The organism is Lentilactobacillus senioris DSM 24302 = JCM 17472, from assembly GCF_001436555.1.
In the GTDB taxonomy this organism is placed as follows: domain Bacteria; phylum Bacillota; class Bacilli; order Lactobacillales; family Lactobacillaceae; genus Lentilactobacillus; species Lentilactobacillus senioris.
This window is the reverse complement of the sequence record NZ_AYZR01000009.1, coordinates 110472-136800: the sequence shown is the minus strand read 5'-3', so window position 1 is coordinate 136800 and position 26329 is coordinate 110472. Positions and strand designations below refer to the sequence as shown.

Sequence of the window (26329 nt, the reverse complement as noted above, 5' to 3'; positions counted from 1 at the left end):
GCACTTCAACTAACTATACTTTAACTAAAAAACCGTAATAGCGATCTAAACGATCGAACTATCACGGCTTTTTAGGTTAAACTTCGTTAGTTCCCGAAGCCTGTCACACTTATTTATTAAACGTTCCCGCTTCTACTTCTTTAATAAAAGTAGCAAGATGATCGTAATAAACTGGAGCGTTATCGATCATGTGGTGGTGACCACCATTTGGAGTGGAAACAAACTTGGCATTAGGAATCATTTCAGCCATCCGCTTACCAGTGGCAATTGGCATGGTTTCGTGTTCTCCAAAGGTAACCAAAGTAGGAACTTTGATATCCTTCAAACGATCAGTAAAGTTCCAGTCCTTCAACTTACCAGTCACAACAAATTCGTTGTCACCTTGGAAGGCACCGTAAACATCGGTGTTCATAGTGTCAACCAAATGAGAAATGGCAGCTGGTTGTTTCCGGTCGATGTAACCTTTGTTTAAAATATCAACGCAAGCTTGGTATTTTTCGTTATCGTAATCATTTTTAGCTTCGCATTCTTTCATGTAAGCTAATTGTTCTGGGGTGAGGGCTTCTTCACGAACCTTGTTAAGATTTTCAGTGTAATCGTCGATTCGATCAACCATTGAAGAAATAATTGCCCCTTTCAAATGATCGCCGTATTTAGCAGCATACATTTGAACTAAAGCGCCACCCCATGATTGGCCAATCAAATAAAATTGATCAATACCTAATTTTTGACGGACTTCTTCGACTTCGTCAAGGAAGTAATCGTAATTTAAAATATCATTAGCAACCTTAGGATCGCTAAAGTCAGGACTGTCTGAGTACCATGAACCAAGTTGGTCGTACATGTGCACTTGGACATTTAAACCTTGTTTTGCAAGTTGCTTAGCAGTATCTTCCCAGTATTCATGGGTTCCACCAGGGCCACCGTGCATAGCTAGTAAGTGAATCTCACCAGTTCCTTGTGTGTTGGTCCAGAGATGATAACCGTTATCTAGGGTGATAATTTTAGTACCTTGTTTCATATACGAGATGCTCCCTTCACAATTTTAATTTCCATAATACCACGATTTAAGGATAAATGGTTAGACGTGTTTTTTTACAGGAAGATTTAGTTGAGACTTAGTTAAGTCAACTTTGTATTCGATATCTTGGTTACCGCGAATGCTGGTAGCCATATCCGTTCCAAAAATAACTAAACCTAAGCGATGCCCAGCAGGTAAGTGATAGAAGCTAGGTTGGAGATTTAGATGAACGGAATAGAACTTATTAGGCTTAAGTTCATCGTTTTGGTAAGCATTGGTTCGGTTTTGTAAATTCATGTGACCAATAGAAATTACTTTATAAGGAGTGACGTGAGAATCTAATTGGAATTCCTTTAAATCATCAAAGCGCCATCTGAATCCAGTATCGATACCGTTGGCTTTTAAGACTACGGGATCTTCGGTTAAACGTTTAGCTTCCGCGTAATCAACCAAGGCAACACTGACCATACCAACTTCAGCGTTAGAACTAATCTTAAGGTCGACACTAGGTTGACCATCGAGGTAGTGGGCTTGGGTAATTTGTTGGGTGAGCAAGCGAATCCGATTGTTTTCCAGTGGAGATTCGTTAGCCATCATATCCTTTTCCCATTGTTTAATATCGTTAGAATATAATTCAAATTCGGTTTTGTTAAGGTAATCACTGTAAGATTCTACGTCAATGGCGGCTTGACCCCAAGTACCGTCGTTTAAGTGAGTGTGGTGAATTTCTGGATCTCCACCCCAATCATTTTCTTCGGTCCAGGTATCAGGTGAGACGTTATCTTGAACTAACGTATCTGGTAGAACTTCGTTAGCTCCGTTATTGATTTCGTAGAGCTTGTTAGACAGCCAGAGGTTCATCATTTCGTTGAAATCCAACGAACGGAAATTGTTGATGTAGATATGTTTACCCTGATGCAAGATTAGTTTTTGGGTAACCTTAGTGTCTTTTAGGGCATTCCAGAGATTAAAGGCGTGGCTAGTTTTAACGTTCCAGTCGTTTAAACCGTGAACGATAAACATATCTGCCTTAACGTTTTTAACGTTCTTCAAGTAATTGCGGTGATCCCAGAAAGTGTTGTAGTTACCAGTTCTACGATCTTGTCCATCGGTAATTTGTTCGAGTTGGTCTTCCCAAACCCCTTGTACTTTACGGTAATTACCAGCAATTTTTTGCCGACTAAAAGTTTCTTCTGCTAAGACATCGGCATCTTCACCTTGGAAGCCTAACGGAGCGATTACTAAGCCGTTTTCACGGTAGTAGTCATACCAGTTAGAAATACCAGCTTCCACGATCGCAGTTTTGAGACCCTTAACACCAGTAGTGGCAGCAGCGGTAGCCAAGGTTCCTAAGTAAGAACGCCCAGTCATTGCCACGTTGTGATTAGACCAGAAGGCATCAATTTGGATATCGTCTACTTTGTTAGTGTAAGCTGGACGATCGCCAGTTAACCATTCAATAATAGCTGTGGTAGAGAGGGTTTCTAATTCAGAACCAGTAGTTCGAATTCCATCTGAACCTTTTGTTCCGATCCCGGCTGCATAAACGACGGCAAAGCCACGGGCTAAGAAGTAGTCGTTTAATGTATAGCTAGAAGTGTGAGCAAAGGTTTCTTCGGCAGTGGAAGTAGTTCCTGTGGCTTCTCTAGGTTTGGGAGGAGTAGGAAGAGTAAATGAAGTGGTGATGGCTTCTTTAGTAATTTTAGAAGCTGGTTTAGGAGTTAAGCTCCGGTTCACCCGGTGCATCATTTGTTCGCCGGCAGTGTCGTTAGTACCTTGGTTATAAGGACTGGCGGTGTAAATTACTGGAACTGTCAAACTATTATCTAAATCAGGTTCGGTTTCTGCTGGCCGTAAAACTTCTACCTTAAGTAAATCCCGTTTTCCGTCCCGGTCACTATCTAAGTCACTTTCGACGTAAACGACATCGTGGATTAATTGGCGAGTGTCAAAGACAGCTTGGGCCTTACCATTGAAAAATAATGGTTGGGGTAACACGTTATCGGTAAAGTATTGCGCATAGTAACCTTGACTAGCTAGGTAGTCAATTAAACTTTGGCCGTTTTTAGTACGGGTATTTAACAGTAGGTACCAAGCGTCAATTAAGTCGTCGGCGTTTAATTCATCGCCAACTTGTGCTACTGGCAAGCCCATTTCTTCAAGAGCAGCAATGGGAGCATTTAAATGAAAATCTTCGTCAACTTCAAAGCCTAGCAATTGTAAAGCTACGTTATAAAAAGCTTGCTTAGATACTGATCGGTGCTTGGTAGTATATTCGTAAGCATCTTGGGTATCGGTAGCCATTAAGCCCTTTACTTTTTCAATTCGAGTGGCGCGACCTTGGTGCTCAATATAAAACTTTAGCAAAAAGTTTCGCCATAACATCACTGGATCGGCCATTTTAAGGGCTCTAGGTGATAAGAAGCGAATCATTTTTAATTCCTTGATAATCTGTTCATGATCGGTGTCAATGATGGCAAACTGGTTAATCTTCATCGGTTGCGTTCCTCCTGTGTTAAAAAGCATCAATTGATAATCTTATTATACTCCAGAACTTATCCGGTATGAATTGGATTACCGGTTAAAACCATGATAAAATTTAATTAACTGAATTTCAAAGAAAGGGGCCCACATTTTGAACTATATTGGAGAAATTGCTTTAATTTTATTTACAACGCTATTGGCCGGTGCGATTAGTCAACGATTTAAGATGCCAATGGTGATTGGTGAGTTACTAATTGGGGTTATTTTAGGACCTGGTGTGCTGCACTTAATAAGTGATGGCGAGCTAATGACGGCAGGATCAGAAATTGGGGTAATTATCCTAATGTTTTTGGCCGGAATTGAAAGTGACTTAACCCAGCTAAAAAAATATTTCCGACCGGCACTATTGGTGGCCGGCTTAGGAGTGATTTTGCCGATGGTGGTTTTTTATTACCTAGGGATGTTAAACCACCAAGGATTTGAGCGTTCGATTTTTTGGGGCGTAATTTTTTCCGCTACTTCGGTTTCCATTAGTGTTGAGGTGTTACGAGAATTTAAGTACTTAAGCACTAAAGAAGGGGCCACTATTTTAGGAGCGGCCGTAGTAGACGACATTATTGCCGTTATTCTAGTTAGCATTTTTACCAGTACTTTCGGTGTTGGAAATGAATCCGCCAATTTAGTAGTTACTAGCTTAATTCAAGTAATTTATTTTGTTGGTGTAGTTGTTTTAGTCAAATGGTTAGCGCCGTGGTTACTGCATTTTGCTGAACGGGTTCCAGTCCCAGGAGCAGTAGCCATTACCTCGTTATCTCTATGTTTGGCAATGGCTTGGTTAGCAGACACCGTGGGATTAAGTGCCGTAGTAGGAGCATTCTTTGCCGGAGTAGCGGTTGGTCAGACTAAGTACCAACATGAAGTAGTCCAAAATGTGGGTCCGGTGGGGAACACATTCTTTATTCCGATCTTTTTCGTTAGCATTGGGATGGCGATGGAATTTGACGGTATTGGTCGCCACATCGGGTTCATCGTCATTATGACGGTAGCGGCTCTCTTAACTAAGTACTTAGGTGGGGCGCTTGGAGCCAAACTAGCTGGTGATAACTGGCATAGTGCTAGCCTAATTGGAACTGGGATGATTTCACGAGGCGAAATGGCTTTAATTATTGCTCAATTAGGAATTTCTGCACATTTATTACAGCGGGAATTGTACTCAGAACTAATTATCGTCATTGTTTTAACCACGATTTTAGCGCCGCTCATGTTAAAATGGGCCATTAATCAAATTAAAAAACGAGAGGATGAACTACCATGACAACCGAATATGCAAGTGGAGCTGTTGTTTACCAAATCCATAAAGGGCAATTAGAATATTTGCTGCTGCAAAGCGCCACTGATGATTTCTGGGGACTTCCTAAAGGCCACGTGGAAGCTAATGAAAATTTGGTAGAAACGGCAGTAAGAGAAATCGCTGAAGAAACTAGTCTAAATACCGAAATCGATGATGGATTTCATGAACGAGTAGAATATGACATGAAAAACGGTCACCATAAGGTAGTCGATTTCTTTGTTAGTCGGGTTCCTGAAGGGGTTGTGATCAAGAAGCAAGACGAAGAAATCCATTCCTACGCTTGGTTTGACTACGAACAAGCCAGCCATCAGCTAACCTATGATAATTTACGGGAGCTACTGGCGATGGCTGATAAGTACATTCGAACAAAAGAAGGAATTGAGGCTCGCTCTTGAAACGATTAGTATATGTAATTACCGGAGCTGCTGGAAGTGGTAAAACTTCAGTACAACGGTATTTGATTCAAAAATATCATATGAGTAAAGTAATCACTCATACTACTAGGGCTCCCCGCCAAAACGAGCAGGACGGAGTAGATTACTATTTTGAAAATCCAGCCACGTTTGCGCAAAATCACTATTTAGAGCAGGTTCAATATTCTAATAATCAGTATGGTTCCTCTTATGAAGGGATTGAACGCGCTTGGCAAGGATCTTCTGACGCTGTGATCGTTTTAGATACCAAAGGGGCAATTACTTATGCCAATCAATTAGGCGATCAAGCGGTGATTATTTATATGCAGGTAGCCGCCTTAAATGAGTTAGCTGACCGAATGGAAAAACGCGGAGATAGCCCTGAACTAATAAAACAAAGACTAGTTAGCCCGGAAAACCAACGAGATTTACAGTTACCTCAGGAATTGGTGGGAAAGGCTCACGTAATCAACAACGTTGATTGGGAAACCACCAAAATGCGGGTGGACCAAGTGGTTGCTGAAACTAGAGAAATTAAAGACTGAAACCAGTGGTTGGTTTCTTTTTTTATGCCTACTTTTAGCAGCGGCTAAAATGATTTCAGGCTTTCTGTCTTACTTTTAATATGCTATACTTCTTAACAGTAATGATTACTTTTAACGTAACAGGGGGTCTTCAAGTGAAAACTGTTATTGATAACGCAACTCAAGTGTTGCGTGACAACCATTTTAAAATTACCAAGCAGCGCAAAGCAATGCTGACATATTTAATTAATACTGCTACTAATCAGTATGTAGAAGTGACTAGCATTGACGAATTTATGCGACAAAGCTTTCCCAAAATGAGCCATAATACTATTTACCGCAATATTGCAGAATTTGCTGATTTAGGAATCGTAGAACGCAACGTCCAAGGTGACCAAGCAGCCGTTAAATTTCAGTGTGATTTTGCTCATGAACACCATCATCATTTTGTTTGTAGTTGTTGTGGCAAGGTTCGAGAACTAAGTGCTTGTCCACTTAGTCAAGAGGTTCAAGACCAACTGAAGGATTGTGAAATTTCAGGTCATTCCTTTGCAATTTATGGGTTATGTGAGAACTGTGCTAAACGGTCATAACTTAACTAATAATTAAGTTTTTTGTTACGGATTATTGATATATTTGTGGCATAATTGGGCTTAATCAATTTTGTGAAGGAAGGTTCTTCAATGGACAATCGAATTCCCCCATTATTAACGCCGTTTGCCATTTTATCGATTTCTTTGGCGCTTGGGGCAACTAATGTGGTAGTTAATAACGCAACTTCTACTGACGAAGGCGCTCCACGCTCATCACAAACCTCTGCCCAAAAGAAACTTTCAGATGCTATTTACGGAAAATCAAGCTCCAGTAGTTCGGATAACAAAAAAACTAATACTAGTGACGATTCTGAGAAAAAGGATGAGTCAACTAACAAAGATAGTAGTTCGGATAAAAAAGCATCCTCCGATTTAGCAGATAAAGAGAGTAGTGACACACCGGCAACTAACGATAGTAGCGATAGCTCTGTTAATGACGGTAATCAAACTAGCGATTCTAGTGATAACGGATCAACGTCTGCTGGTGCTAGTGACCAAACTAATGACTCTAGTACTGGTAGCAATTCTTCTAGTACCTCTAAAAACAGTGGTAGTGACTCCAATGTTACTGGGACTAACAATGACTCTGATACTGGTAGTAATGATACTTCAGGTGATGCCAGTGCTAATGCCGATTCCACAACCACTAAATCCTCCAATAATGCCACCGAAACTCAAAGCGGTACGGCTGCTGCCACGACAAAGGCGGCGACCCAATCTGCAGATGTCGACACTGAAAAGGAGGGAAGCTAGTTAATGTTTAGTTTTTTAGATATGGTTAATCACTACCTAGGCTACTTTAATATTAACGTCACTGTGAAGAGTCGAATCTATACTATTTTAGGTTTGTTAGGTGATGGGTATCTTTTCTATGTAGCTATTCGGTTACTTAAAAATCAATATTATTCCCGAGGCTTGCTTTTTCTAGCATTGGCAATCGGATTATTCTATTTTGCTATTGGTAATTTATTTTACTATTTTACTAACAAGCAATTTAAATATGATATTTCGCCTTGGTTAACTCGAAAATTACATTTGCATCCTCGCCAGCCGGAAAATAAACAAGCTACCCCGGTAAATGCGGGGATCAATATTCCCGCCAACGGGTTGTTTGATCAACAACACTTGTTGCCAGCTAAGATAAATACAACTCCAACTGATCAAGAAAACTTGAAATCAATTGTAGCGATATTGATGCAGCAACAACTACTAGTTCCGGACTATCAAGGTCAAGATGATGCGCAGATTGCTAATCTGTTAAAGCATAATGACGGTAAGCCAGTTTATGCGATTGGTCCTGGGATGATGCTTCCATACTTTGAGTTACGCCACGAAAATGGTAAGTATGTTATCTATGGTGGGGTCAATCAAGCTCAAGTGCTGCCATTAGGAACCATCAAGCAGATAGGGCTGCAGTCTATATCAGCAGCCGATCAGTTAGCGGTAGATTTTTTCTTAGCTAACGTAGTAATCGTTGGGGGACCTTATAAAATTAAAGGCCGCTCCGGAGTTTTTGAACATCAACAAGATTACCAATTGGCGGTGCAAGTAGCGTACCAAAAGAATGAACAAAATGAGCAACGATAATGTTGCTCTTTTTTTATGCCTTAATTTAGCTATCCGTCTCAAATTATGATTTTGATTAAATTAAATTCAAGCGTCAATTTTGACCCTGAAAAAGTATTCCAATAATATTAATTTAAGAAAACTTTTTGCTCATCAAGATATAGGGCAAGGAATATGGGAGGGATCGGCCATGGCAATGGTAGAATTCAAAGACGTTCAGAAATATTTCGGTGATTTTCACGCTTTAAAGGATATCAATCTCAAGGTTGATTCCGGCGAAACGGTAGTGGTTATTGGCCCATCAGGATCAGGAAAATCAACTCTGATTCGGACCATTAATGGATTAGAGTCAATTCAATCAGGCCAGTTAATCGTTAACGGTTATGATTTGGCTAGTAAAAAAACTAATCTTAACTTAATCCGTAAAGATGTGGGAATGGTGTTTCAACATTTTAATTTGTACGCTAATAAAACCATTTTAGAAAACATTATGTTGGCTCCTCGAATTGTGTTGCACCGAGATGAAAAGGAAAACAAGCAAATTGCCAATGAATTACTGGAAAAAGTAGGTTTAACCAGTCAGGCCAACAAATTTCCAGCACAGCTATCAGGTGGGCAACAACAACGGGCCGCAATTGCTCGATCGCTAGCTATGAAGCCTAAATGCCTATTATTTGACGAACCAACAAGTGCTTTGGATCCTGAAATGATTGGTGATGTGTTAAATGTTATGAAAGATATTGCTAGGGATTCTGATATGACCATGATTGTGGTGACTCACGAAATGGGATTTGCACGTGAAGTGGCTAACCGAGTGGTCTTTATGGCTGATGGCCAAATCTTAGAAGATGACAGTAGTGACGTATTCTTCAAGGGAGAACCCAAGAATGAACGAGCTAAACGCTTCTTAAGTAACATCATCGCTCACTAAGGGAGAGGAGGGATACCATGAAAACCAAGCTGAAAAAAATAGGCGGGGTCCTGGCATTGCTCTTCCTCGCGTTTGTATTAACTGCGTGTAAAAGTCAGTCACTAGCCAATCAAGATGTGTTAGAAGAGGACAAACAAAGCCAAACTATCACTTGGGGAGTAAAAGCAGATACAAAATTGTTTGGGTTAATGGACGTAAAGGATAACCAAATTAAAGGATTTGAAATCGATATTGCTAAAGCATTAACCAAGCAAATTTTGGGCAAGGATGGCAAAGCAGAATTTATTCAGGTAAATAGCCAAACTAGAATGCCGCTATTAACTAATGGTAACATCGATGCAATTATTGCTACGATGACTATCACCCCTGAACGAGCTAAACAAGTAGACTTCAGTAATTCTTACTTTGATGCCGGCCAGTCAATTTTGGTAAAGAATGGTAGCAAAGTCAAAAATGTTTATGATTTAAATAATAGCCACTCAACTATCTTAGGAGTAGTGGGATCTAACTCCGTGAAGACCATTAAAAAGTTTGCTCCTAAAGCTAAATTATTACAATTATCTGACTATTCTCAGGCACTAACCGCACTTAAATCTGGCCAAGGTGATGCCTTAACTACTGATAACGGAATTTTGTACGGAATGTCCGCAGAAAATCCTGGCTACTCGGTAGTAGGCGGAACGTTTACCAAAGAGCCTTACGGAATTGCGGTTAATAAAGGCCAAACTAATCTCAGGGATGCGATTAATGAAGCCTTAACTAAGATCGAAAAATCCGGTGAATATAATCGAATTTTGTATAAATGGTTTGGGCACGTAAAGGGCTTTGATTACAAGGAGGTGCGCAGATGATTGAAATCTTTCAAAACTATGGTGATGCGTTGCTCCGGGGATTTGGTGAAACCATCTTATGTAGTATTATTGCTTTAATTTTCGCCTTAATCATTGGTTCTGGATTTGCTATTTTAGAATCCACACCAATCCGGTGGCTGCGGATAATCGCCAGAGCTTATATTGAACTCTTTAGAAATATTCCACTATTGGTAATCACCATGTTCTTTTACGTAGTAATTCCAATGTATGTATTAGACATTAGTGGATTTGTGGCAGGGACTATCGGGTTGATTTTATATTCATCAGCGTTTATTGCCGAAACGGTACGGGCTGGAATTCAATCTGTGGATACTGGACAGATGGAAGGGGCCCGAGCTAACGGCTTAACCTTCTGGCAAGCAATGCGCTACATCATTTTACCGCAAGCCTTTCGTTATGTATTACCACCATTGGGAAATCAGTTTATTAACTTAGTTAAGAACTCATCGGTGTTAGCGTTCGTGGCCGGGTTTGATTTGATGTACCAAGGTAACGTCATTGCTTCTGATTCATTACAAAGTATGAGTACCTATATGTGTGTCGGGGTTTTATATCTTATCATCACCTTACCACTTAGCTACTACATGCGTTACTTGGAACATCGGTTATCTTAAAGGAGGAAACGCTTATGTGGGATAATTTAGTTAATGCCTATTCGTTTATTAATATTCGTTTCCTCATGGAGGGGGCGTGGGTAACGGTTCAAGTATCCGTCATTTCAATTGTGCTTAGTTCGATTTTTGGAATGATTTTAGGAATTGTTCGCTACGTACGGGTGAAGATTTTATCAGCCGTTTTAGGGTTTGTGATCGATATCATTCGTAATTTGCCGTTGATTTTGATTATGTTCTTCACTTATTTTGGCCTTCCAAACATTGGATTTAAACCAGTTCCGTTTTGGGCCGCAATTATTGCTCTAACCATTTTTGAATCAGCGATGATTGCAGAAATTGTTCGAGCTGGAATTGAATCGATTCCGGACGGCCAGATGGAAGGGGCGCGCTCTAATGGCTTGACTTTTTGGCAAACGTTAAGATACATTATCGTGCCGCAAGCTATTCAGAACATGATTCCAGCATTGGTTAGTCAATTTATTTCCTTAGTAAAAGATACTTCATTGGCAACCATCATCGTACTTCCGGATTTGATGAACCATGCGCAAATCATTTACGGACAAAATACTAACTATACAATTCCGATGTTTATCGCCCTAGCCGTAATGTATTTCGTTGTTTGTTACGCATTGTCATTGTTATCTAACTATTTTGAACGACGATTGCAACGGAATGGAGCGGTAGTAGAAGAAGACATTAGTGAAGTAGGGACTAATTAATATTCTTAAACGCTAGCTGTTTTAAGAATTACAAATAAAAAAAGTCTTTCATCCAAATTAGGATGAAAGACTTTTTGGTTAGTTAGTGATTAAGAAATCATCAAAGCGGTTAAGGTCCGCACCACCTAATTCGACGGTAACTTGGGTGCCTTCAGCTAAGTATTCAGTGCTTAAAACATTAGCATTATCGTTGAGGTAACTAATTACGTCACCCCGGTTAAACGGAATTAATAACGTCTTGGTTTCATAATCATCAAAGGCTAGTTCAACGATCATTGAAGTTAATTCCTGAAGGGAAGTTTCGTCTGTAGCGGCCATAATCAAATCGTTACCTTCTCGGGTGGGATAAGGACCCTCAATTCGGTCAGCCTTATTTAAAGCAACAATCATTGGGCGGTTTTCGATCCCAATTTCAGCTAAAGTCTTAGCGGTAGTTTCCATCATCAATTGGTAATCTGGATCAGAATAGTCTACTACTTGGACTAGCAAGTCAGCATTAGCAGCTTCAGCCAGTGTTGATTTGAAGGCCTGGACTAATTGATGGGGCAATTGGCTAACGAACCCAACCGTATCACTAAGTAAGAAGCTCTTTTGATCGGGGAGCGTTAACTTACGTACGGAAGTATCCAGGGTGGCAAATAACATGTTTTTAACCAGTACCTGTTTTTCTTCATTTTCGCCAAATAGCTTAATGAGGCCGTTCATAATCGTCGACTTACCAGCGTTGGTATAACCAACTAGCGCTACAGTGGGTAGTTCACTGCGATCGCGTTGTTTCCGTTTAGTCTCATCGGCCTTTTGGGCTTCCTTTAATTCCTCTTGAACGTGGGTAATTCGTTTTTGTAATGTTCGGCGATTCAATTCTAATTGAGATTCACCAGCACCACGGTTGGTAAATCCACCGCCGGCACTGGTACCAGTTTGCTGATCTAGTCGTTGGCTAGCACTAGTGTGGAGTCTAGGCAATTGGTATTTTAACTTAGCTAATTCGACTTGGAGTTTGGCCTCTTTAGATTGAGCCCGGTTAGCGAAAATTTCTAAGATCAAACCGGTTCGGTCGATGATTCGGGCATCGATAGCTTTTTCAATGTTTCGAATTTGACTAGGAGAAAGTTCGTCGTTAGCGATGACGGTATCAACACCGGTTTCGATGACCAATTCCTTAAGTTCTTCGATTTTTCCCTTGCCAAAATAAGTGGCGGGATCTGATCGATCAAGTTTTTGGGTTAAAGTTTCGGCAACTTCCATGTTATTAGCTTCGACTAAGTTGTTTAATTCTTCCACCGCGTAAGTAAAGTTCGGTGAGTTAAGATCCAATGCAATGGTGATTACTGGAGTAAGGGTTACTTCTGTCATTCGTTAGTCCTCCTTGAATGGGTGCTATAAGTTTGTCACTCGTTTTATAATTACTGGAGTGATTCTCATTTGTGACATTCGTCTGACCTCCTTGATTAGTGTTACTAGTATAGCACGTTTAACATTGTGCCGAACTCAATGGATGTTTTTTAAGCATTAAAAAACAGCGAAGTGAATAAATCACTCGCTGTCAGTTAAATATTAAATGTTTTCGCTAACGTTATTAAAGTACTCAACGGTCATTTGGCCATTGTCCCAGACAAACTTGCTGACACTACCATTTAAAGTAGATTCGGCCACGTTGATATCTTTATTCCACTTGCTAACCATACTGCGGATGAGAGTCCCGTGAGTAGCAATCAAAATATTATCACCATCGTTAGCATCGGCTAAAACTCGGTCAATACCTGGTTGCAACCGAGCCCAAAATTGTTCGTTGGTTTCAGCGTCACCGTAAGGATCAGCGGCCGCAATCATATCCTTGGAGCCTTCAATAGTATTAGCGGCAATGATTTCATTGAAGGAATTTTGGCCTAACGGACCACCTACAATATGCCAGGTATTAGTATTGTCATTACCTTCAAAGTAACCGAAGTTTTCTTCGCGAAAGGCGGGTTCAATAATCGGGGTGTCTAAGTCACTAGGGTTTTCTTTTAAAATAAGTTTACCAGTATGGATGGCACGAGGGGAATTACTACTATATGCCCGGTCAAATTTAACCTTGCTTAGTCGTTTGCCGGCATCAATGGCGTCTGCAATTCCTTGGTCCGTCAAGGCTGAATCAGCCACTCCTTGAATTCGGTGGTACTTGTTTAAGTAAGTTTGTCCGTGACGGACACAGTATAATGTGATTGCCATAAAAATCCTCCTATATGTTTGCTATCAAAACGCTTACATTGTACCATAAGGCTCCCGTTTATCGCAAGTATACCAATTTGGTAACCGGTTACACGCTTTTGCCAAGTAAAGTCATTTGTGCTAAACTATTATGTCAAGTTAGAGGGGAGACAGATGATGACTGATAAGGTAAAAGCACAAGAACAGGCCCATTTGGACGAAGTAATCAGCAAGGTTCGAGCAGCTGAAAAAGTGGAAGAACAAAAGGGTAGCAAAGCTAAACAAGACGTTGATGAAATCAACCATAATTTCTACAACGATGTGCGGCTGAAAACCACTACTTATAGTGGCATGATGGAAACCGCCTTGACGATTCGCCAACAACAGCAAATGTTGACTGAACGCCAAACCCGTCAGAGTTATGCTGCTAAGCAGTTGGCTACCTTGCAAAAAATGGAAATTAATCCGTATTTTGCCAGATTAGATTTCCATGAAAATGGCGAACAAAACGCCGAAACGATTTATATCGGGATGGCCTCTTTTACCGACCGGCCAGATCACTATTTGATTTACGATTGGCGGGCTCCCATTTCCAGTATTTATTACGATGGTGGAATCGGTAAAGTTACTTATCAAACTCCTGCAGGAGAACAAACAGTTGACGTAAAATTAAAGCGACAATTCCAAATTGCTAATGGTGAAATTAAAACCGTTTTTGACACCGAAGAAGTGGTCGGCGACCAAATGTTGTTAGATGCATTGGGGAACCAATCCGATACTAAAATGAAAAGTATCGTAACTACGATTCAAAAAGAACAAAACCAAATCATTCGAGATACTAAATCTGAACTATTATTTGTTCAAGGAGCCGCTGGTTCTGGGAAAACGGCTGCTATTTTGCAACGGGTGGCCTACCTGCTGTACCAGTACCGGGGCCACTTGAACTCAGCTCAAGTCATTTTATTTTCACCCAACCAACTCTTTAATGATTATATTAACCAAGTCTTGCCAGAATTGGGCGAACAAAACATGGTGCAGATGACCTTTTATCAATATAGCTCTCACCGACTACCTAATATGCAGGTGGAAACTTTGGGAGAACGGTTTGACGAACAGTTCAATCCTGAGAAAAAGGCTGCTACGACTATGAAAGGTAGCTTGCAGTATTTTAAAGCAGTTACGGCCTACGCTAATCATTTGAATAAAGAAGATATGCGTTTTAGAAATATCGTCTTTAAAGGCCGGGTGTTGATTGCTAAAGAAAAAATTGCTGAAATCTACTATGGCTTTAATGAAAACTATAACTTGAGAAATCGTTTGGATGGTACCAAAGAAGCGCTGCTTAAGATCTTAAACCGCAAAATTCACGTAGAAATGAAGACCGATTGGGTAGAAGAAGCGGTTCAAAACTTAACTAAAGAACAAATCCAAAAGATGCACCATGATGCGGAAACTGAAATCCAAGACGCCGATAAGGAATTTAATTTCTTAGCCCGGGGAATTGTGACCCAAGCATTCCAAAAAGTACGGCGGCAGATTGTTCGAAATCATTTCCTAACCATTACCCATCAATTTGTGCACTTCTTAAGAAGCGTGCCACAAATTATTAATCTTCGCGATTATGGGTTAACTAAAGAGGAGTGGTCGGACAACGTTGATAGTGTAATCGAAGACATTAAGCAAAATAAGCTGGCAATGGCTGATGTAGCTCCATACCTATATCTATACGACTTAATGACTGGCAAACGGGGACAAAAAGACATCAAGTACCTCTTTATAGACGAAGTTCAAGATTATAGTGCCTTTCAGTTGGCATTCTTAAAATTTAGTTTTCCACGGGCTAAATTTACGTTGCTCGGGGACTTGAATCAAGCAATCTTTACTCATGAAAACAGTCAGCAACTATTAAATGAGTTGGGAACCATGTTTGACAAGTCTAAAACGCGGGTGATTCAATTGACTAAGTCATATCGTTCTACCGCCCAAATCACTAACTTCACCAAGCACTTGCTAACTGATGGGGAAGCGATTGAAGCATTTGATCGACAGGGAGAGTTGCCTCAAATCCACGTAGTTTCTGATGAAGCTAAGGCTTTAGAAGCCGTTAAAGTTCAAGTGGCTTCTAATTTAAAAATTCATGAAACCACTGCTATTATTGGTAAAACCCTTACCGAGTGTGAACATATTTATGAACTATTAAAGTCATCCGGAGTAAAAGCCACCTTGATCCGTACTGAAAATCAACGGCTAGTGAACGGGGTAATCATAGTGCCATCTTATTTAGCTAAAGGGCTAGAATTTGATAGTGTGGTAATGTGGAATGCTTCCACTAACGAATATCCTGATGATGCTGATCGGCAACTAGTTTACACGATCTGTACGCGGGCAATGCATCGCTTAACGATTGTAGCAATTGAACAATTATCACCACTGTTTAAAGAAGTTCCTCAAACTGAATATGAACTAATCGAGGATTAAAATCAAAAAAGAATTTTGACCAACCAAAGTCAAAATTCTTTTTTTGTTCTTAAACGCCAATAGTTGACTTCCTAAAAGCTAATCGGTAACGTTAATGATAGAAATTAATGGAGAGAATAATATGATTAAATCAATGCAATTTACGTCGGCATGTCAACTAGTTGACGTTTTTCAGCCGGACGAAACTGAAAAAAAGAGCCTTCAGGAACGCTATGGAATGACTAACGAAATGTTCGGCTACGCTTTTGATATTGATGAACGTGCTCGAATTGAGTCAGTAGATGATTCACCGTTAACGTTAATTGTCTATGACGTTGTGGTTTCAAAGGACAGTGATGGGGAAAAGGATCCCACTGCGCCAATTACGTTTGCGTTGGATGGGGAAACTCTGGTGATCTTTTCGGCTCCAATTAATCGTTTCGTAGTGGAACAATTATTGGCTGAGCAATCTAAATTACAGGCTATAAACGCTACTGCTTTGCAAGTCATGTTGCGCGTAATGTATAAATTATCTGGTCGGTATTTTGACGTAATTCATGCAATTGATAAACGCAGACAGCACCTCCAGAAAAATTTAAAGGTAAAGACGAGCCGTGATTCAATTACGCAGTTGATGGATTTGCAAACTAACCTGGTTTACTATTTAACTTCGTTACGTTCCAATACTTCAGTAGTGGCGGACATGTCATACTCCAGAAATTTTCGGGTTTCTGATGATGATAAAGAGCGAATTGATGATATTAACGTTGAATTACGTCAGGGGTTAGAGATGGCTCAAATGGCCAGTGAAGTGATTGCTCATTTATCGGATGCTTATACTAATGTTTTAGATAATGATTTGAATAATACGATGAAATTTTTAACCGTCATTTCAATTTTGATGGCAATTCCAACTATTATTTTTGGCTTTTTTGGTCAAAACGTTGATTTACCATTTTCTGGAACTAAGAGTGGCTGGCTGGCAACTATTGGGGTCTCCGTGATATTTACAATATTGGTGGGGATTTTGGTTAAAATGCATGATTTCAACAAAAAATAAGTTTGGAGAAACCGGTTTCAATGCTATAATGATTTATTACTAATATACTGAGGTTGTCGCTAATCATGAATGATTTAATTAACTATTATTCTTTTGACAAAGAGGAGTGGAAACACTTCTATGAAAAGAAAACGGTGCCGTTAACCGCTTCTGAATTACGGAGCATTAAAGCTTTTAATGATAAAATTTCCTTACAAGATGTTTCGAATATCTACATTCCGTTGGTACACTTGTTGTCACTACAACTAACTAACTTTAATAACTGGCAAGAAACTAAGGCTAATTTTTTACATAAGGCAGCCCGAAAAGTTCCGTTTATTATCGGAATCTCTGGAAGTGTGGCAGTGGGCAAATCTACTACTGCGCGATTACTAGAGGAATTATTGAGTTATTATTTTCCGGAAAATAAGGTTCAACTGATTACCACGGATGGTTTTTTATATCCGACAGCAGAGTTGAAACGGCAAGGAATCATGGATCGTAAAGGTTTTCCAGAAAGTTATGACATGGCTGCGTTGATTAACTTTTTAAATAACGTGAAGGCCGGAGTTTATAACGTGAAAGTGCCAGTCTATTCTCACCAAGTTTACGATATTGTGCCGGGAGAATTCGACATTATCGATCAACCGGATATTTTAATTATCGAAGGAATTAACGTTTTGCAACTGCCTAGCAATGAGCAAATTTACGTTAGTGATTTTACCGATTTTTCTATTTATGTGGATGCTGATGCTAATCAGATTCGAGAATGGTACCTAGAACGATTTGGTAAGTTAATGGATACCGCTTTTCAAGATCCGCAAAACCATTACTATAAATATGCTCAAGGTAATCGAGCGGAGGCGTTTGAAATTGCCAATAACGTTTGGGATACAATTGATTTACCCAACCTAGAAGAAAACATTTTACCTACTCGAAGTAGGGCAGATATGATTATGCACAAGACTAAGCATCACATCATTGATAAACTTTATTTACGTAAATATTGATGAATGTTTGTCTTTTGTGAAGATGTATTGACCTGAGAGCCAAAAATGGATAGAATAGTAATATTAAATTTGAAAGGGTGGACCTCTTGGCAAACGTTGACTTATCAACATTCGATAAAATTTTAGTGCTAGACTTCGGTAGTCAATACAACCAATTGATTACGCGGCGCATTCGTGATTTAGGCGTATATTCTGAACTTAAGTCTCATAAAATGTCCGCAACTGAAATCAAAGCAATGGCTCCTAAGGGAATTATTTTCTCTGGTGGACCTAATAGTGTATATGATGATGGTGCTTTTCACATTGACCCAGAAATCTTTAACCTAGGGATTCCAATCCTAGGAATTTGTTATGGGATGCAATTAATGGCCTACGATCTTGGTGGGAAAGTTGAAAAGGCCGATAACAGTGAATATGGACACGCCACCATTAAGATAACTAATGATGACGCCCGTTTATTTGAAGGCTTGCCACGCGAACAAACCGTTTGGATGAGCCATGGTGATTTAGTTACTTCAGTTCCTGAAGGTTTTGAATCAGTTGCAACTAGTGAGTCTTGCCCAATTTCGGCAATGCAAGATACTAGCCGTCAATTTTATGGAATTCAATTCCATGCCGAAGTTCGTAACACCGAATTCGGTATTGATATCTTGAAGAACTTTGCCTTTAACGTTTGCCAAGCCACCGCTAATTGGTCAATGGATGACTTCATTGATCTTTCAATCCAAAAAATCAGAGATACTGTTGGTGATAAAAAAGTATTGCTCGGTCTTTCTGGTGGGGTAGATTCTAGTGTTGTTGGTGTTTTGCTTCATAAAGCAATTGGTGATCAATTAACTAGTATCTTTGTAGACCATGGTTTGTTACGGAAGAACGAAGCCGAACAAGTAATGGACAGTTTAGCTGGTAAATTTGGCTTAAACATTGTGCAAGTTAATGCGCAAGAACGGTTCTTATCCAAATTAGCCGGAGTTAGCGATCCTGAAAAGAAACGTAAGATCATTGGTAACGAGTTTATTCAAGTTTTCAATGACGAAGCTCAAAAACTGGAAGGTATCGATTTCTTAGCTCAAGGTACTTTGTATACCGATGTTATTGAAAGTGGGACTGACACGGCGCAAACCATTAAGTCTCACCATAACGTTGGTGGATTACCAGAAGACATGCACTTTGAATTGATCGAACCACTTAACACCTTATTCAAGGATGAAGTTCGTGAATTAGGTGAAAAGTTGGGAATTCCTCATGATTTAGTTTGGCGTCAACCATTCCCAGGACCAGGTTTGGGAATTCGGGTGATTGGTGAAGTTACCGAAGACAAACTAGAAATCGTTCGCGAAAGTGATTGGATTTTACGTGATGAAATCGCCAAAGCTGGCTTGGATCAAGAAGTTTGGCAATACTTTACTGTCTTGCCTGGCTTCAAGAGTGTTGGTGTCATGGGTGACGGTCGGACTTATGATTACACCGTTGCTATTCGTGCCGTTAGCTCCATTGATGGTATGACTGCTGACTTCTCCAAGTTACCTTGGGACGTTCTACAAAAAATTTCAACCCGTATCGTAAACGAAGTTGAAGGGATTAACCGCGTAGTGTATGACATTACGAGCAAGCCACCTTCGACAATTGAATGGGAATAATTTTCCACATAGCTCTATCGAGTTGAATAGGGTTGTATCAAGGACTGACATTGATTTGTCAGTCTTTTTTTGTTGCTTAAAACCGATTTAAACAGATAGAAAACGATAAAAAGGTGGTATATTAGGCGGTACAAAAATCATTTTTAAAATATCGGGCGGTACATTTTTAAAAATCGCTCTTAATACCACCAAATAAATCTATAGCTCCGTTTTTAGAGATCAGCATTAGTTTGCCGGTCTTTTTTTGTTTAAAAAGTTATTGAAATTAATGAAATTCTCAGAAAAACTGTATTACAAAATGGTTTTGAATTTTTGCGATATAGCTAATTCAATAATTAACCAATTTACCCCTCCATAACTTTCTCCTTAATCTTGGCGAGCTATTCCTTGGAACTTTTTGAAAGCAACAGGTACAATAAAAATTAGTAACGGAGTGATTAAAAATTAGGGGATGGAACTATGAAAATATTAGAACGTTATGGCTTTTATTTACTGATTATAGCTGTAATTAGTGAATTGGTTTTGCCATTTGTATTAGGACGTTACATAAAAGGGTATAGCCAAGTGGAAATGTTGATTTCTAATTTTGGTGAAACCGGAATGCCGACTAAAACGGCTTTTAAGATTTGGGAAATTATTAATGGTACTTTGTTTGTCCTAGCGGCACCAGCATTTTACGCACATTTTAATCAGACTTCACATTCGCTGTCTATGTGGATTGCTATTTGTATTGTTATTTTTGGGATTGGTGACTGTATTATTACTGGATTAGTGGATCGAGCAAGTTCTGCAGATGAAGTTGGCTTTGCAAGCATGCTCCATAACTTTGCTTCTGGAGCAGGTTTTTTAGCATTATTGATCGGGACTTTCCTGTTAATTTGGTTGTTTTATTTGCAACAAAATAACGCGATGGTGATTACTTTAATAGTTATTTTTCTAATTTCAGGATTCTTTATGTTGCTTTTTGCTTTGCCTAAGATTCCATTTGTTAACACCTTTCAAATTTCTCACCGTGGATTGTGGCAACGCTTAAACCTCTTATTCTTGTACTTGCCGTTTTTCATCGTGGCTGTCAAAAACTTACCCGTTTTCAAAAATCGATAACATTCAGATAACTATGAAGACTGGGATTTAATTTCTATGAGGGGAGATGCAAATAGCAGAACAAATATGATAAGTAAGTGGACCAAGTGGATTATTGTGCTTTTGTTGGGAGGAATCTTGATAGTTGGAGGGATCTTAACTGTTAAACGTTATCTACAACAACAAGCCTTAGCAGAATTAGTCGACAATCCTAAGGATGTTCCTAAGTGGACTGCTGATCCCAGGCCACTACAAAGCGAAGCGGCTACTAGAAAGCAGTTTACTAGTTTAAATCGGGAAAATAAGTCTAGACATGTTACCTTTAGTAATCTTAAGTTCGGTATAATTCCAGGATTACGGGGGGCGTGGTCGATTAATAATCAGACTAATAAGCCGGTCTTTGGAACTGATTGGGTGCCCCAGGGACTCACCCAATCCGATAAGAAATACTTTATTAGTGTTTACGATGGCGACCATAAACTAAACTCGTTAATTTTCCAAATTGACAAAAAAACGCGTAAATATGATAAGTCACTCATTTTAAATTCAATGGCTCATGTTGGGGGAATTACATATGAAGAAAAGCATAAGCAATTAATTTATTCTAATGATCTCAACGGAGTGGCGGGGTTTGGTGCTATTAAACAGGGGACTATAGATGCTTATAATCCCCAAATAGTTAAACGAGCGATTAAGTCTAAAAAAATACCGTTTGCTTTAGGAACTAGAACATCGGCAATTACAACGTACAAGAATTTATTAGTGGTGGCTAAGTATGGGAAGAATCCAGCGCATCGTTCGATTGTTCTAATTCCCACTAATAAAACCGGATTACCGAATTCTATTTCGATTTCACAAAGAAAAAAGTATATTCAAAGATTTCTGAAGGATGAGAAGGATCACCATCTTTCAGCAAAAAGTAAAAAAGCAGCTATTATTAATTTGATGAATTGGTTTGTTGAGAATAAAGTGATTGATGCTTATTATCCTGGGTGGGACAGTGTCCAAGGAGTTTCAATGCTAAACAATGGCTTGGCAATCTTAAGTCAGTCAGCTGGTAATTTACCAGGCACGGTATTAATTAAAGTCCAAAACTATTCCGATCACCATCCGTTGCACTTTGATTTTAAGTCTCCGGATATTGGTTCTGATAGGTTTAAAGTTCCACATTCAGTTGAAGAAGTTTCTATTGATCACCAAATGAACACTATTAGCATGGTGTTTGAAAGTGGAGCCAAAGAATATCGAGAACGGCGAGTCGGTTCAAATTATGCTACCTATGTTGATAGGTTTGCTATTTTGCCATACGAATCACAATAGAAGTAGTTATTATATTATCTCCACACCTAATTTTTATGTTCGCGCCGCCCAATCTTGAAAGGATCGAAGGTGACCATATTGAAGTCTATAGTGAATTGGTTTCGTAGTAATTTAAAATTGTTAAAAGCAGTCTTTTTAGTCACTGTTATCTTTATTGTTTTTGGAGAGTTATTGTCAATTGCTAAGTCCATTTCTTATGAACAGTTGAAGCTAACCGTGAAAGCTATTCCAGCCTATAAGTTGTTAATCACTGTCTTAGTCGGAATTGTTTCGATTTTACCAATGACGGGATACGACTTTATTTTGAATAGTATGTTACATACCAAGCATAAAAAACGTTATGTTTTTGAGACTAGTTGGCTTGTCAACACAGTTAATAACCTTGCTGGTTTTGGAGGCCTAATTAGTGTTGGCTTACGTTCGGAATTTTATGCGAAGGATAATGATCCCAAAGAAGTAATGTCGGCGTTATCTAAAATTTTATTATTCTTAGAAGCCGGGTTATCATTACTTAGTTTGGCAAGTTTAATTTTAGTGGTTACCGGTAATACGGTGGCTTTCTTACGCCAATATTGGATTTGGCTGGTAGGGGGAAGTCTTTATTTTCCTGCGGTGTATATCTTTACCAAATTCAAAAAAAGCGGGCTATTAGGTGGCTTAGCTAATAAGGAACGATTAGGATTAACTTTAACTTCATTTCTGGAATGGTCTGGTGTGGTCTTAGCCTTTATGTGTGTTGGGTGGGCCATGGGAGTTTCAGTTTCTATTAAAGAAATTTTGCCACTTTTCATTGCCGCTTCTGTTATCGGGATCGTTTCTATGCTTCCCGGAGCCTTAGGGTCATTTGATGTCATTATGATTTTAGGGTTATCGAGTTTAGGAGTGCCCAGGGCAACTAGCGTTATTTGGCTAATTTTATTCCGATTAGCATACTACGTTATTCCATTGATTATCGGTGGAAGCTTCTTCTTTGATAATACTTGGCAATCGATCAACACTCAGTATTCCGGAATCCCTAAGAATTTAGCATTGGAATTTTTCCATAAGGTGGAGGTCTTCTTACTTTACTTTTCTGGAATTATGATTATTTTATTGGCTACTATTCCACAGGGATTCACTAAGATTCCATGGTTAAAAATGATCAACATCTACCATTATCATATTATTTCGGAATTCCCTAATATTATCTTGGGCTTTTCGTTATTAGTTATGGGCCGTGGGATCGCTGCGCGGGTAAAACGAGCATACTGGCCAACCATTGCTTTGTTGATAGTTGCTATTTTGTACACCTTCTTCTTTGACTTTAGTATGGTAGCCTTATTTGTTTTAGGGATTATGTTGATCATGATTGTGGTTTCCAGAACTGAACTTTACAGAGAACAGTTAGTGTATTCTTGGCAGTGGATGACTGCTGATGGTTTTATTATTGGTGTTTTAGTTATTTTGTACACTATTATTGGGGTTTATAACCATGTGGGACGCCATCATCCACATAGAGGTACCATTTCATTCTTCTTGTTTCCGTCAGAAAGGTTGTGGATAACTGGGTTTATTGCTATCCTAATCGTTGCTATTTTTATGTTATTGTTCTTCCATTATTTGGAAGGTAGTAAGCATAAAATCGGCGTGCCTTTGGATGAGGAACGAGTCTTAAAGATATTAAACCAATATGGTGGAAATATTGATAGTCAGTTAGCCTTTTTAGGTGATAAAGCATTTTATTTTTATAATGATGGTGAAGAAGATACCGTTTTTTTCCAATTTGTTACTTATAACAATAAATGTATCGTCATGGGAGATCCGGCGGGCAAACAATCAGATATTCAAGCAGCTATTCAGCAGTTCTTAGACGATGCCGATCGTTGGTGTTATCAACCGATCTTCTATGAAACGAATGAAAGTAGTATTATTGCCCTGCACGAAATGGGATACGATTTCATTAAAATGGGGGAACAGGCCCTAGTTGATTTGGATACCTTTACTACTGCTGGTAAAAAAATGAAAGGGACTCGTTCTACGATTAATAAAATCACTAAAGAAGGGTACCAATTTGAAGTGCTCCAACCACCATTTGATGAAGATTTAATGTTGACCTTACAGGAAATTTCGGATTACTGGTTGAAAGGACGAAAGGAAAAAGGCTTTTCTATGGGCTTTTTCTCGGAGAGCTACCTTCAACGGGCACCAATCGCTGTAGTTAAAGACCCAGATGGCAAGATTGTGTCGTTTGCTAATTTTATGCCTACGTATACAAAGACCATTGGAACTATTGATCTAATGAGACATGGTAAGGATGCCCCTTCAGGGAGTATGGATTTCTTGTTTGTAAACTTGTTTGATTACATGAAAACTCGGGGAATTAAATATTTTGATTTAGGCATGGCGCCGCTATCTAATGTGGGACTTTCAAAGCGGAGTTTTATGCAGGAACGGATTGCCCATTTGGTTTACGAATTTGGTGCGCGTTTTTATTCCTTCCAAGGAATTCGAGACTACAAAGAAAAGTACTCGCCTGAGTGGATTTCACGGTACACCCTATACCCTAGAAAAGCTTGGGTTATCTATGTAATGATTGTAATCTTGTTAGTTGATAACAGAACTATTAGTAAAAAATCGAAGTTATTGGGACTTAATAGGAAAAAAGATCCTCAACTAGATCCCGGCAAGGATGACGTTGCTAAAGAGTGATTGTTTATGAACATGCATGTTTAATTACTAGCTGGTTGACTAAGAGAGGCAATTTGATAAAAGATAAAATAAAAAGCAACCGAAAAACTTCGGTTGCTTTTTATTTATATATGGTTATCCCCATTTACATAATTTATAATGATGGTGTTTAGCCCATTTTAAAGTGACGTGCTTTAATTTAGAGGCGTTGTTAAGGCCGCGGCAGTGTTTTTTATAATGATATTTTTTCCCATATCTAGGGGCAATCCAAACGTAGCGAGTTTTAGCTTGCGCTGGGGCTGCAGGAATAGCAGTCATTCCACCACCAATGGTAAAAGTAGCAGCAATTAAAATTGCGGTTTTGCGTAATGCTTTCATGGTCTTTCATCTCCTAAATGAATTAACTAACAAACATTGATAATCAATTAGCCCTTGATCTAACTGATTAGCTATTCATTAGTACTTATAGTACCTTTTTAGTATACCAAGAGATGATTAATTTGTGTGAACTTTTTTACAAGCGCTAGATTAATTCAAATAAAAAATCAGGATCTAATTAAGACCCTGATTTTTTATTGTTGAAATTGTTCACTGGCAGTAATTTTAAACCCGATGCTAATAGTAACTACCATGAAGATGATGAAGGTAATAATAACACTTAGCCAGCCACCAGTAACGCTATGGAGCTGTCCGAATAAGAGGGGCCCAACTGCGGCAATTAAATAGCCGATAAATTGAGCGAACCCAGATCTGACGGCGATAACTTCCATTCGGTTACTGCTACTGGTAATTAAAGCCATTGCTAGGGTGAAAATCAATGCACTGGTAAAACCTAGTAGCAGAGCCGAAATCCACAGGCCAATTCCATTGAGCAAGATGCTTAACATCCCGCCAACGTAGCCAATTAAGATGATGGTTAAGATGATTCGTTTATTAAAAATCCAAGTTAGTAACAACGCAGCTGGAATTCCGATTAACTGGAATAAGGAAAGCATAAAACCAGCAGTAGCTGAGGAAACGCCATGGTCAACGTAGATGGATGGCAACCAGGTGTTTAAACTGTAAAAAATTAGAGATTGTAACCCCATAAATAGAGCTAATAACCAAGCATAATGGTCGTGTAACAGAGTTTGCATGAAACTGATAGGTTGAGCATCAGTTTTCTTAATGGGTTGCTGTAAGCCAGTTTGTAGTTTCTTTTGAGACAATAACCAGACTATTAAAGCTATAATAGCTGGAATACTGAATAGCTGGATGCTAAACTGCCAGCTTACTAAGTTACTCATTGGGACTACCAAACCCATTCCAATGGCCGAAAAAAGACTCATCGTCAAGGAATAATAACTGGTTAACTGGGTGGCGTCGTTAGGCCGGTATTGGGCAATAATGGTGGGCACTAGCACATTTAAAAAGGCAATAGCTAGTCCTACCAAAATGGTGCCAGTTAACATAGTGGTCACATTAATGACCCGTAGCAGATTAGCAACTGCCAACAATACAGCTGATAACGCTACAAACCAATTTAAGCCAATTTGTTTTAAAATCTGTGGTGTCAGCATGGCTCCAATCGCAAAGCATAGTAAGGGAATGGTCATTAGCAACGAAGTATACGTTGAATCCACCTTCCAAGCACTTTGGATTGTGCTAAAAATGGGAGTCATTCCGGTTACTGCTAATCTGAGGTTAGCTGCGATTAACACCACTACCATCGTTAAATATTTTTTGGACAAAATAAAAACACTCCTTCTAAATTTAGTTTCCTACCTAGAAAGCGTGCTTTACTAGTATTATGACGAACGTCAAGTTCGCTGTCGGAATTTATATGTTCTACC

The 26329-nt window shown here is 39.2% G+C and carries 23 protein-coding genes; 17 read left to right on the top strand and 6 right to left on the bottom strand.

Going from position 1 to position 26329, the window contains the following annotated elements:
* Positions 1–109 precede the first annotated feature (109 nt).
* Both FC56_RS07210 and FC56_RS07205 read right to left on the bottom strand, forming a co-directional pair.
* Positions 110–1021 (bottom strand): proline-specific peptidase family protein, encoded by a 912-nt coding sequence (locus FC56_RS07210; RefSeq protein ID WP_056978650.1) that lies wholly within the window; start codon positions 1019–1021, stop codon positions 110–112.
* A 60-nt stretch (positions 1022–1081) separates the two neighbouring features.
* Positions 1082–3517: a Xaa-Pro dipeptidyl-peptidase gene (locus FC56_RS07205; RefSeq protein ID WP_056978648.1), complete on the bottom strand. Its 2436-nt coding sequence runs from the start codon at positions 3515–3517 to the stop codon at positions 1082–1084.
* Between the two features lie 139 nt (positions 3518–3656).
* Here FC56_RS07205 and FC56_RS07200 point away from each other — a divergent pair, with 139 nt between their 5' ends.
* From FC56_RS07200 to FC56_RS07155, 10 genes are all read left to right on the top strand, one after another.
* A complete protein-coding gene (locus tag FC56_RS07200; RefSeq protein ID WP_056978646.1) occupies positions 3657–4820 on the top strand; it encodes a cation:proton antiporter in 1164 nt (387 codons plus the stop codon).
* A complete protein-coding gene (locus FC56_RS07195; RefSeq protein WP_056978644.1) occupies positions 4817–5251 on the top strand; it encodes a bis(5'-nucleosyl)-tetraphosphatase in 435 nt (144 codons plus the stop codon). The genes FC56_RS07200 and FC56_RS07195 overlap by 4 nt, the downstream gene beginning before the upstream one ends.
* Positions 5248–5814 (top strand): guanylate kinase, encoded by a 567-nt coding sequence (locus FC56_RS07190; protein ID WP_056978642.1) that lies wholly within the window; start codon positions 5248–5250, stop codon positions 5812–5814. Before FC56_RS07195 ends, FC56_RS07190 begins: the two co-directional genes overlap by 4 nt.
* A 101-nt stretch (positions 5815–5915) precedes the next feature.
* Positions 5916–6386, top strand: coding sequence for a Fur family transcriptional regulator (locus FC56_RS07185; RefSeq protein ID WP_056978879.1), 471 nt, complete (start codon positions 5916–5918; stop codon positions 6384–6386).
* Between the two features lie 90 nt (positions 6387–6476).
* Positions 6477–7139, top strand: coding sequence for a hypothetical protein (locus tag FC56_RS07180; protein WP_056978640.1), 663 nt, complete (start codon positions 6477–6479; stop codon positions 7137–7139).
* Between the two features lie 3 nt (positions 7140–7142).
* Positions 7143–7973 (top strand): DUF6681 family protein, encoded by an 831-nt coding sequence (locus FC56_RS07175; RefSeq protein WP_056978638.1) that lies wholly within the window; start codon positions 7143–7145, stop codon positions 7971–7973.
* Between the two features lie 169 nt (positions 7974–8142).
* Entirely contained in the window at positions 8143–8883 is a 741-nt protein-coding gene (locus tag FC56_RS07170) for an amino acid ABC transporter ATP-binding protein (protein WP_056978636.1), read from the top strand.
* Between the two features lie 17 nt (positions 8884–8900).
* Entirely contained in the window at positions 8901–9734 is an 834-nt protein-coding gene (locus tag FC56_RS07165; RefSeq protein ID WP_056978634.1) for a transporter substrate-binding domain-containing protein, read from the top strand.
* Positions 9731–10369 (top strand): amino acid ABC transporter permease, encoded by a 639-nt coding sequence (locus FC56_RS07160; RefSeq protein ID WP_056978633.1) that lies wholly within the window; start codon positions 9731–9733, stop codon positions 10367–10369. Before FC56_RS07165 ends, FC56_RS07160 begins: the two co-directional genes overlap by 4 nt.
* A 14-nt stretch (positions 10370–10383) precedes the next feature.
* Positions 10384–11088: an amino acid ABC transporter permease gene (locus FC56_RS07155; RefSeq protein ID WP_056978631.1), complete on the top strand. Its 705-nt coding sequence runs from the start codon at positions 10384–10386 to the stop codon at positions 11086–11088.
* A 78-nt stretch (positions 11089–11166) separates the two neighbouring features.
* Here the strand turns inward: FC56_RS07155 and hflX are convergent, their stop codons facing one another.
* Together hflX and FC56_RS07145 are read right to left on the bottom strand one after the other, a co-directional pair.
* The gene (hflX, locus tag FC56_RS07150; RefSeq protein ID WP_056978629.1) at positions 11167–12444 is read right to left on the bottom strand and encodes a GTPase HflX; all 1278 of its coding nucleotides are present in this window, start codon (positions 12442–12444) and stop codon (positions 11167–11169) included.
* Positions 12445–12645: 201 nt separating this feature from the next.
* Positions 12646–13302, bottom strand: coding sequence for a histidine phosphatase family protein (locus FC56_RS07145; RefSeq protein WP_054670556.1), 657 nt, complete (start codon positions 13300–13302; stop codon positions 12646–12648).
* Between the two features lie 156 nt (positions 13303–13458).
* Between FC56_RS07145 and helD the strand changes: the two genes are divergently transcribed.
* From helD to mprF, 7 genes are all read left to right on the top strand, one after another.
* Positions 13459–15759 (top strand): RNA polymerase recycling motor HelD, encoded by a 2301-nt coding sequence (gene helD / locus FC56_RS07140; RefSeq protein ID WP_056978627.1) that lies wholly within the window; start codon positions 13459–13461, stop codon positions 15757–15759.
* 121 nt (positions 15760–15880) lie between these two features.
* Positions 15881–16798 (top strand): magnesium transporter CorA family protein, encoded by a 918-nt coding sequence (locus tag FC56_RS07135; protein ID WP_056978625.1) that lies wholly within the window; start codon positions 15881–15883, stop codon positions 16796–16798.
* A 65-nt stretch (positions 16799–16863) separates the two neighbouring features.
* A complete protein-coding gene (coaA, locus tag FC56_RS07130; protein WP_054670561.1) occupies positions 16864–17787 on the top strand; it encodes a type I pantothenate kinase in 924 nt (307 codons plus the stop codon).
* 86 nt (positions 17788–17873) lie between these two features.
* Entirely contained in the window at positions 17874–19427 is a 1554-nt protein-coding gene (gene guaA, locus FC56_RS07125) for a glutamine-hydrolyzing GMP synthase (protein WP_082620607.1), read from the top strand.
* Positions 19428–19886: 459 nt separating this feature from the next.
* Positions 19887–20531 carry a DUF998 domain-containing protein gene (locus FC56_RS07120; protein ID WP_054670566.1) on the top strand — a complete coding sequence of 215 codons (645 nt, stop codon included), beginning with the start codon at positions 19887–19889 and terminating at the stop codon, positions 20529–20531.
* Positions 20532–20648: 117 nt separating this feature from the next.
* Positions 20649–21830, top strand: a complete 1182-nt coding sequence (locus FC56_RS07115) for a hypothetical protein (protein WP_082620606.1) — start codon at positions 20649–20651, stop codon at positions 21828–21830.
* Between the two features lie 75 nt (positions 21831–21905).
* On the top strand, positions 21906–24518 hold the full coding sequence (mprF, locus tag FC56_RS07110; RefSeq protein ID WP_187116943.1) for a bifunctional lysylphosphatidylglycerol flippase/synthetase MprF: 2613 nt from the start codon (positions 21906–21908) through the stop codon (positions 24516–24518).
* A gap of 114 nt (positions 24519–24632) precedes the next feature.
* On the opposite strand, the gene FC56_RS07105 is transcribed toward mprF, so the two are convergent.
* On the bottom strand, positions 24633–24875 hold the full coding sequence (locus tag FC56_RS07105; protein WP_056978617.1) for a hypothetical protein: 243 nt from the start codon (positions 24873–24875) through the stop codon (positions 24633–24635).
* A gap of 194 nt (positions 24876–25069) precedes the next feature.
* Positions 25070–26227 carry an MFS transporter gene (locus FC56_RS07100; protein ID WP_056978615.1) on the bottom strand — a complete coding sequence of 386 codons (1158 nt, stop codon included), beginning with the start codon at positions 26225–26227 and terminating at the stop codon, positions 25070–25072.
* Positions 26228–26329 lie beyond the last annotated feature (102 nt).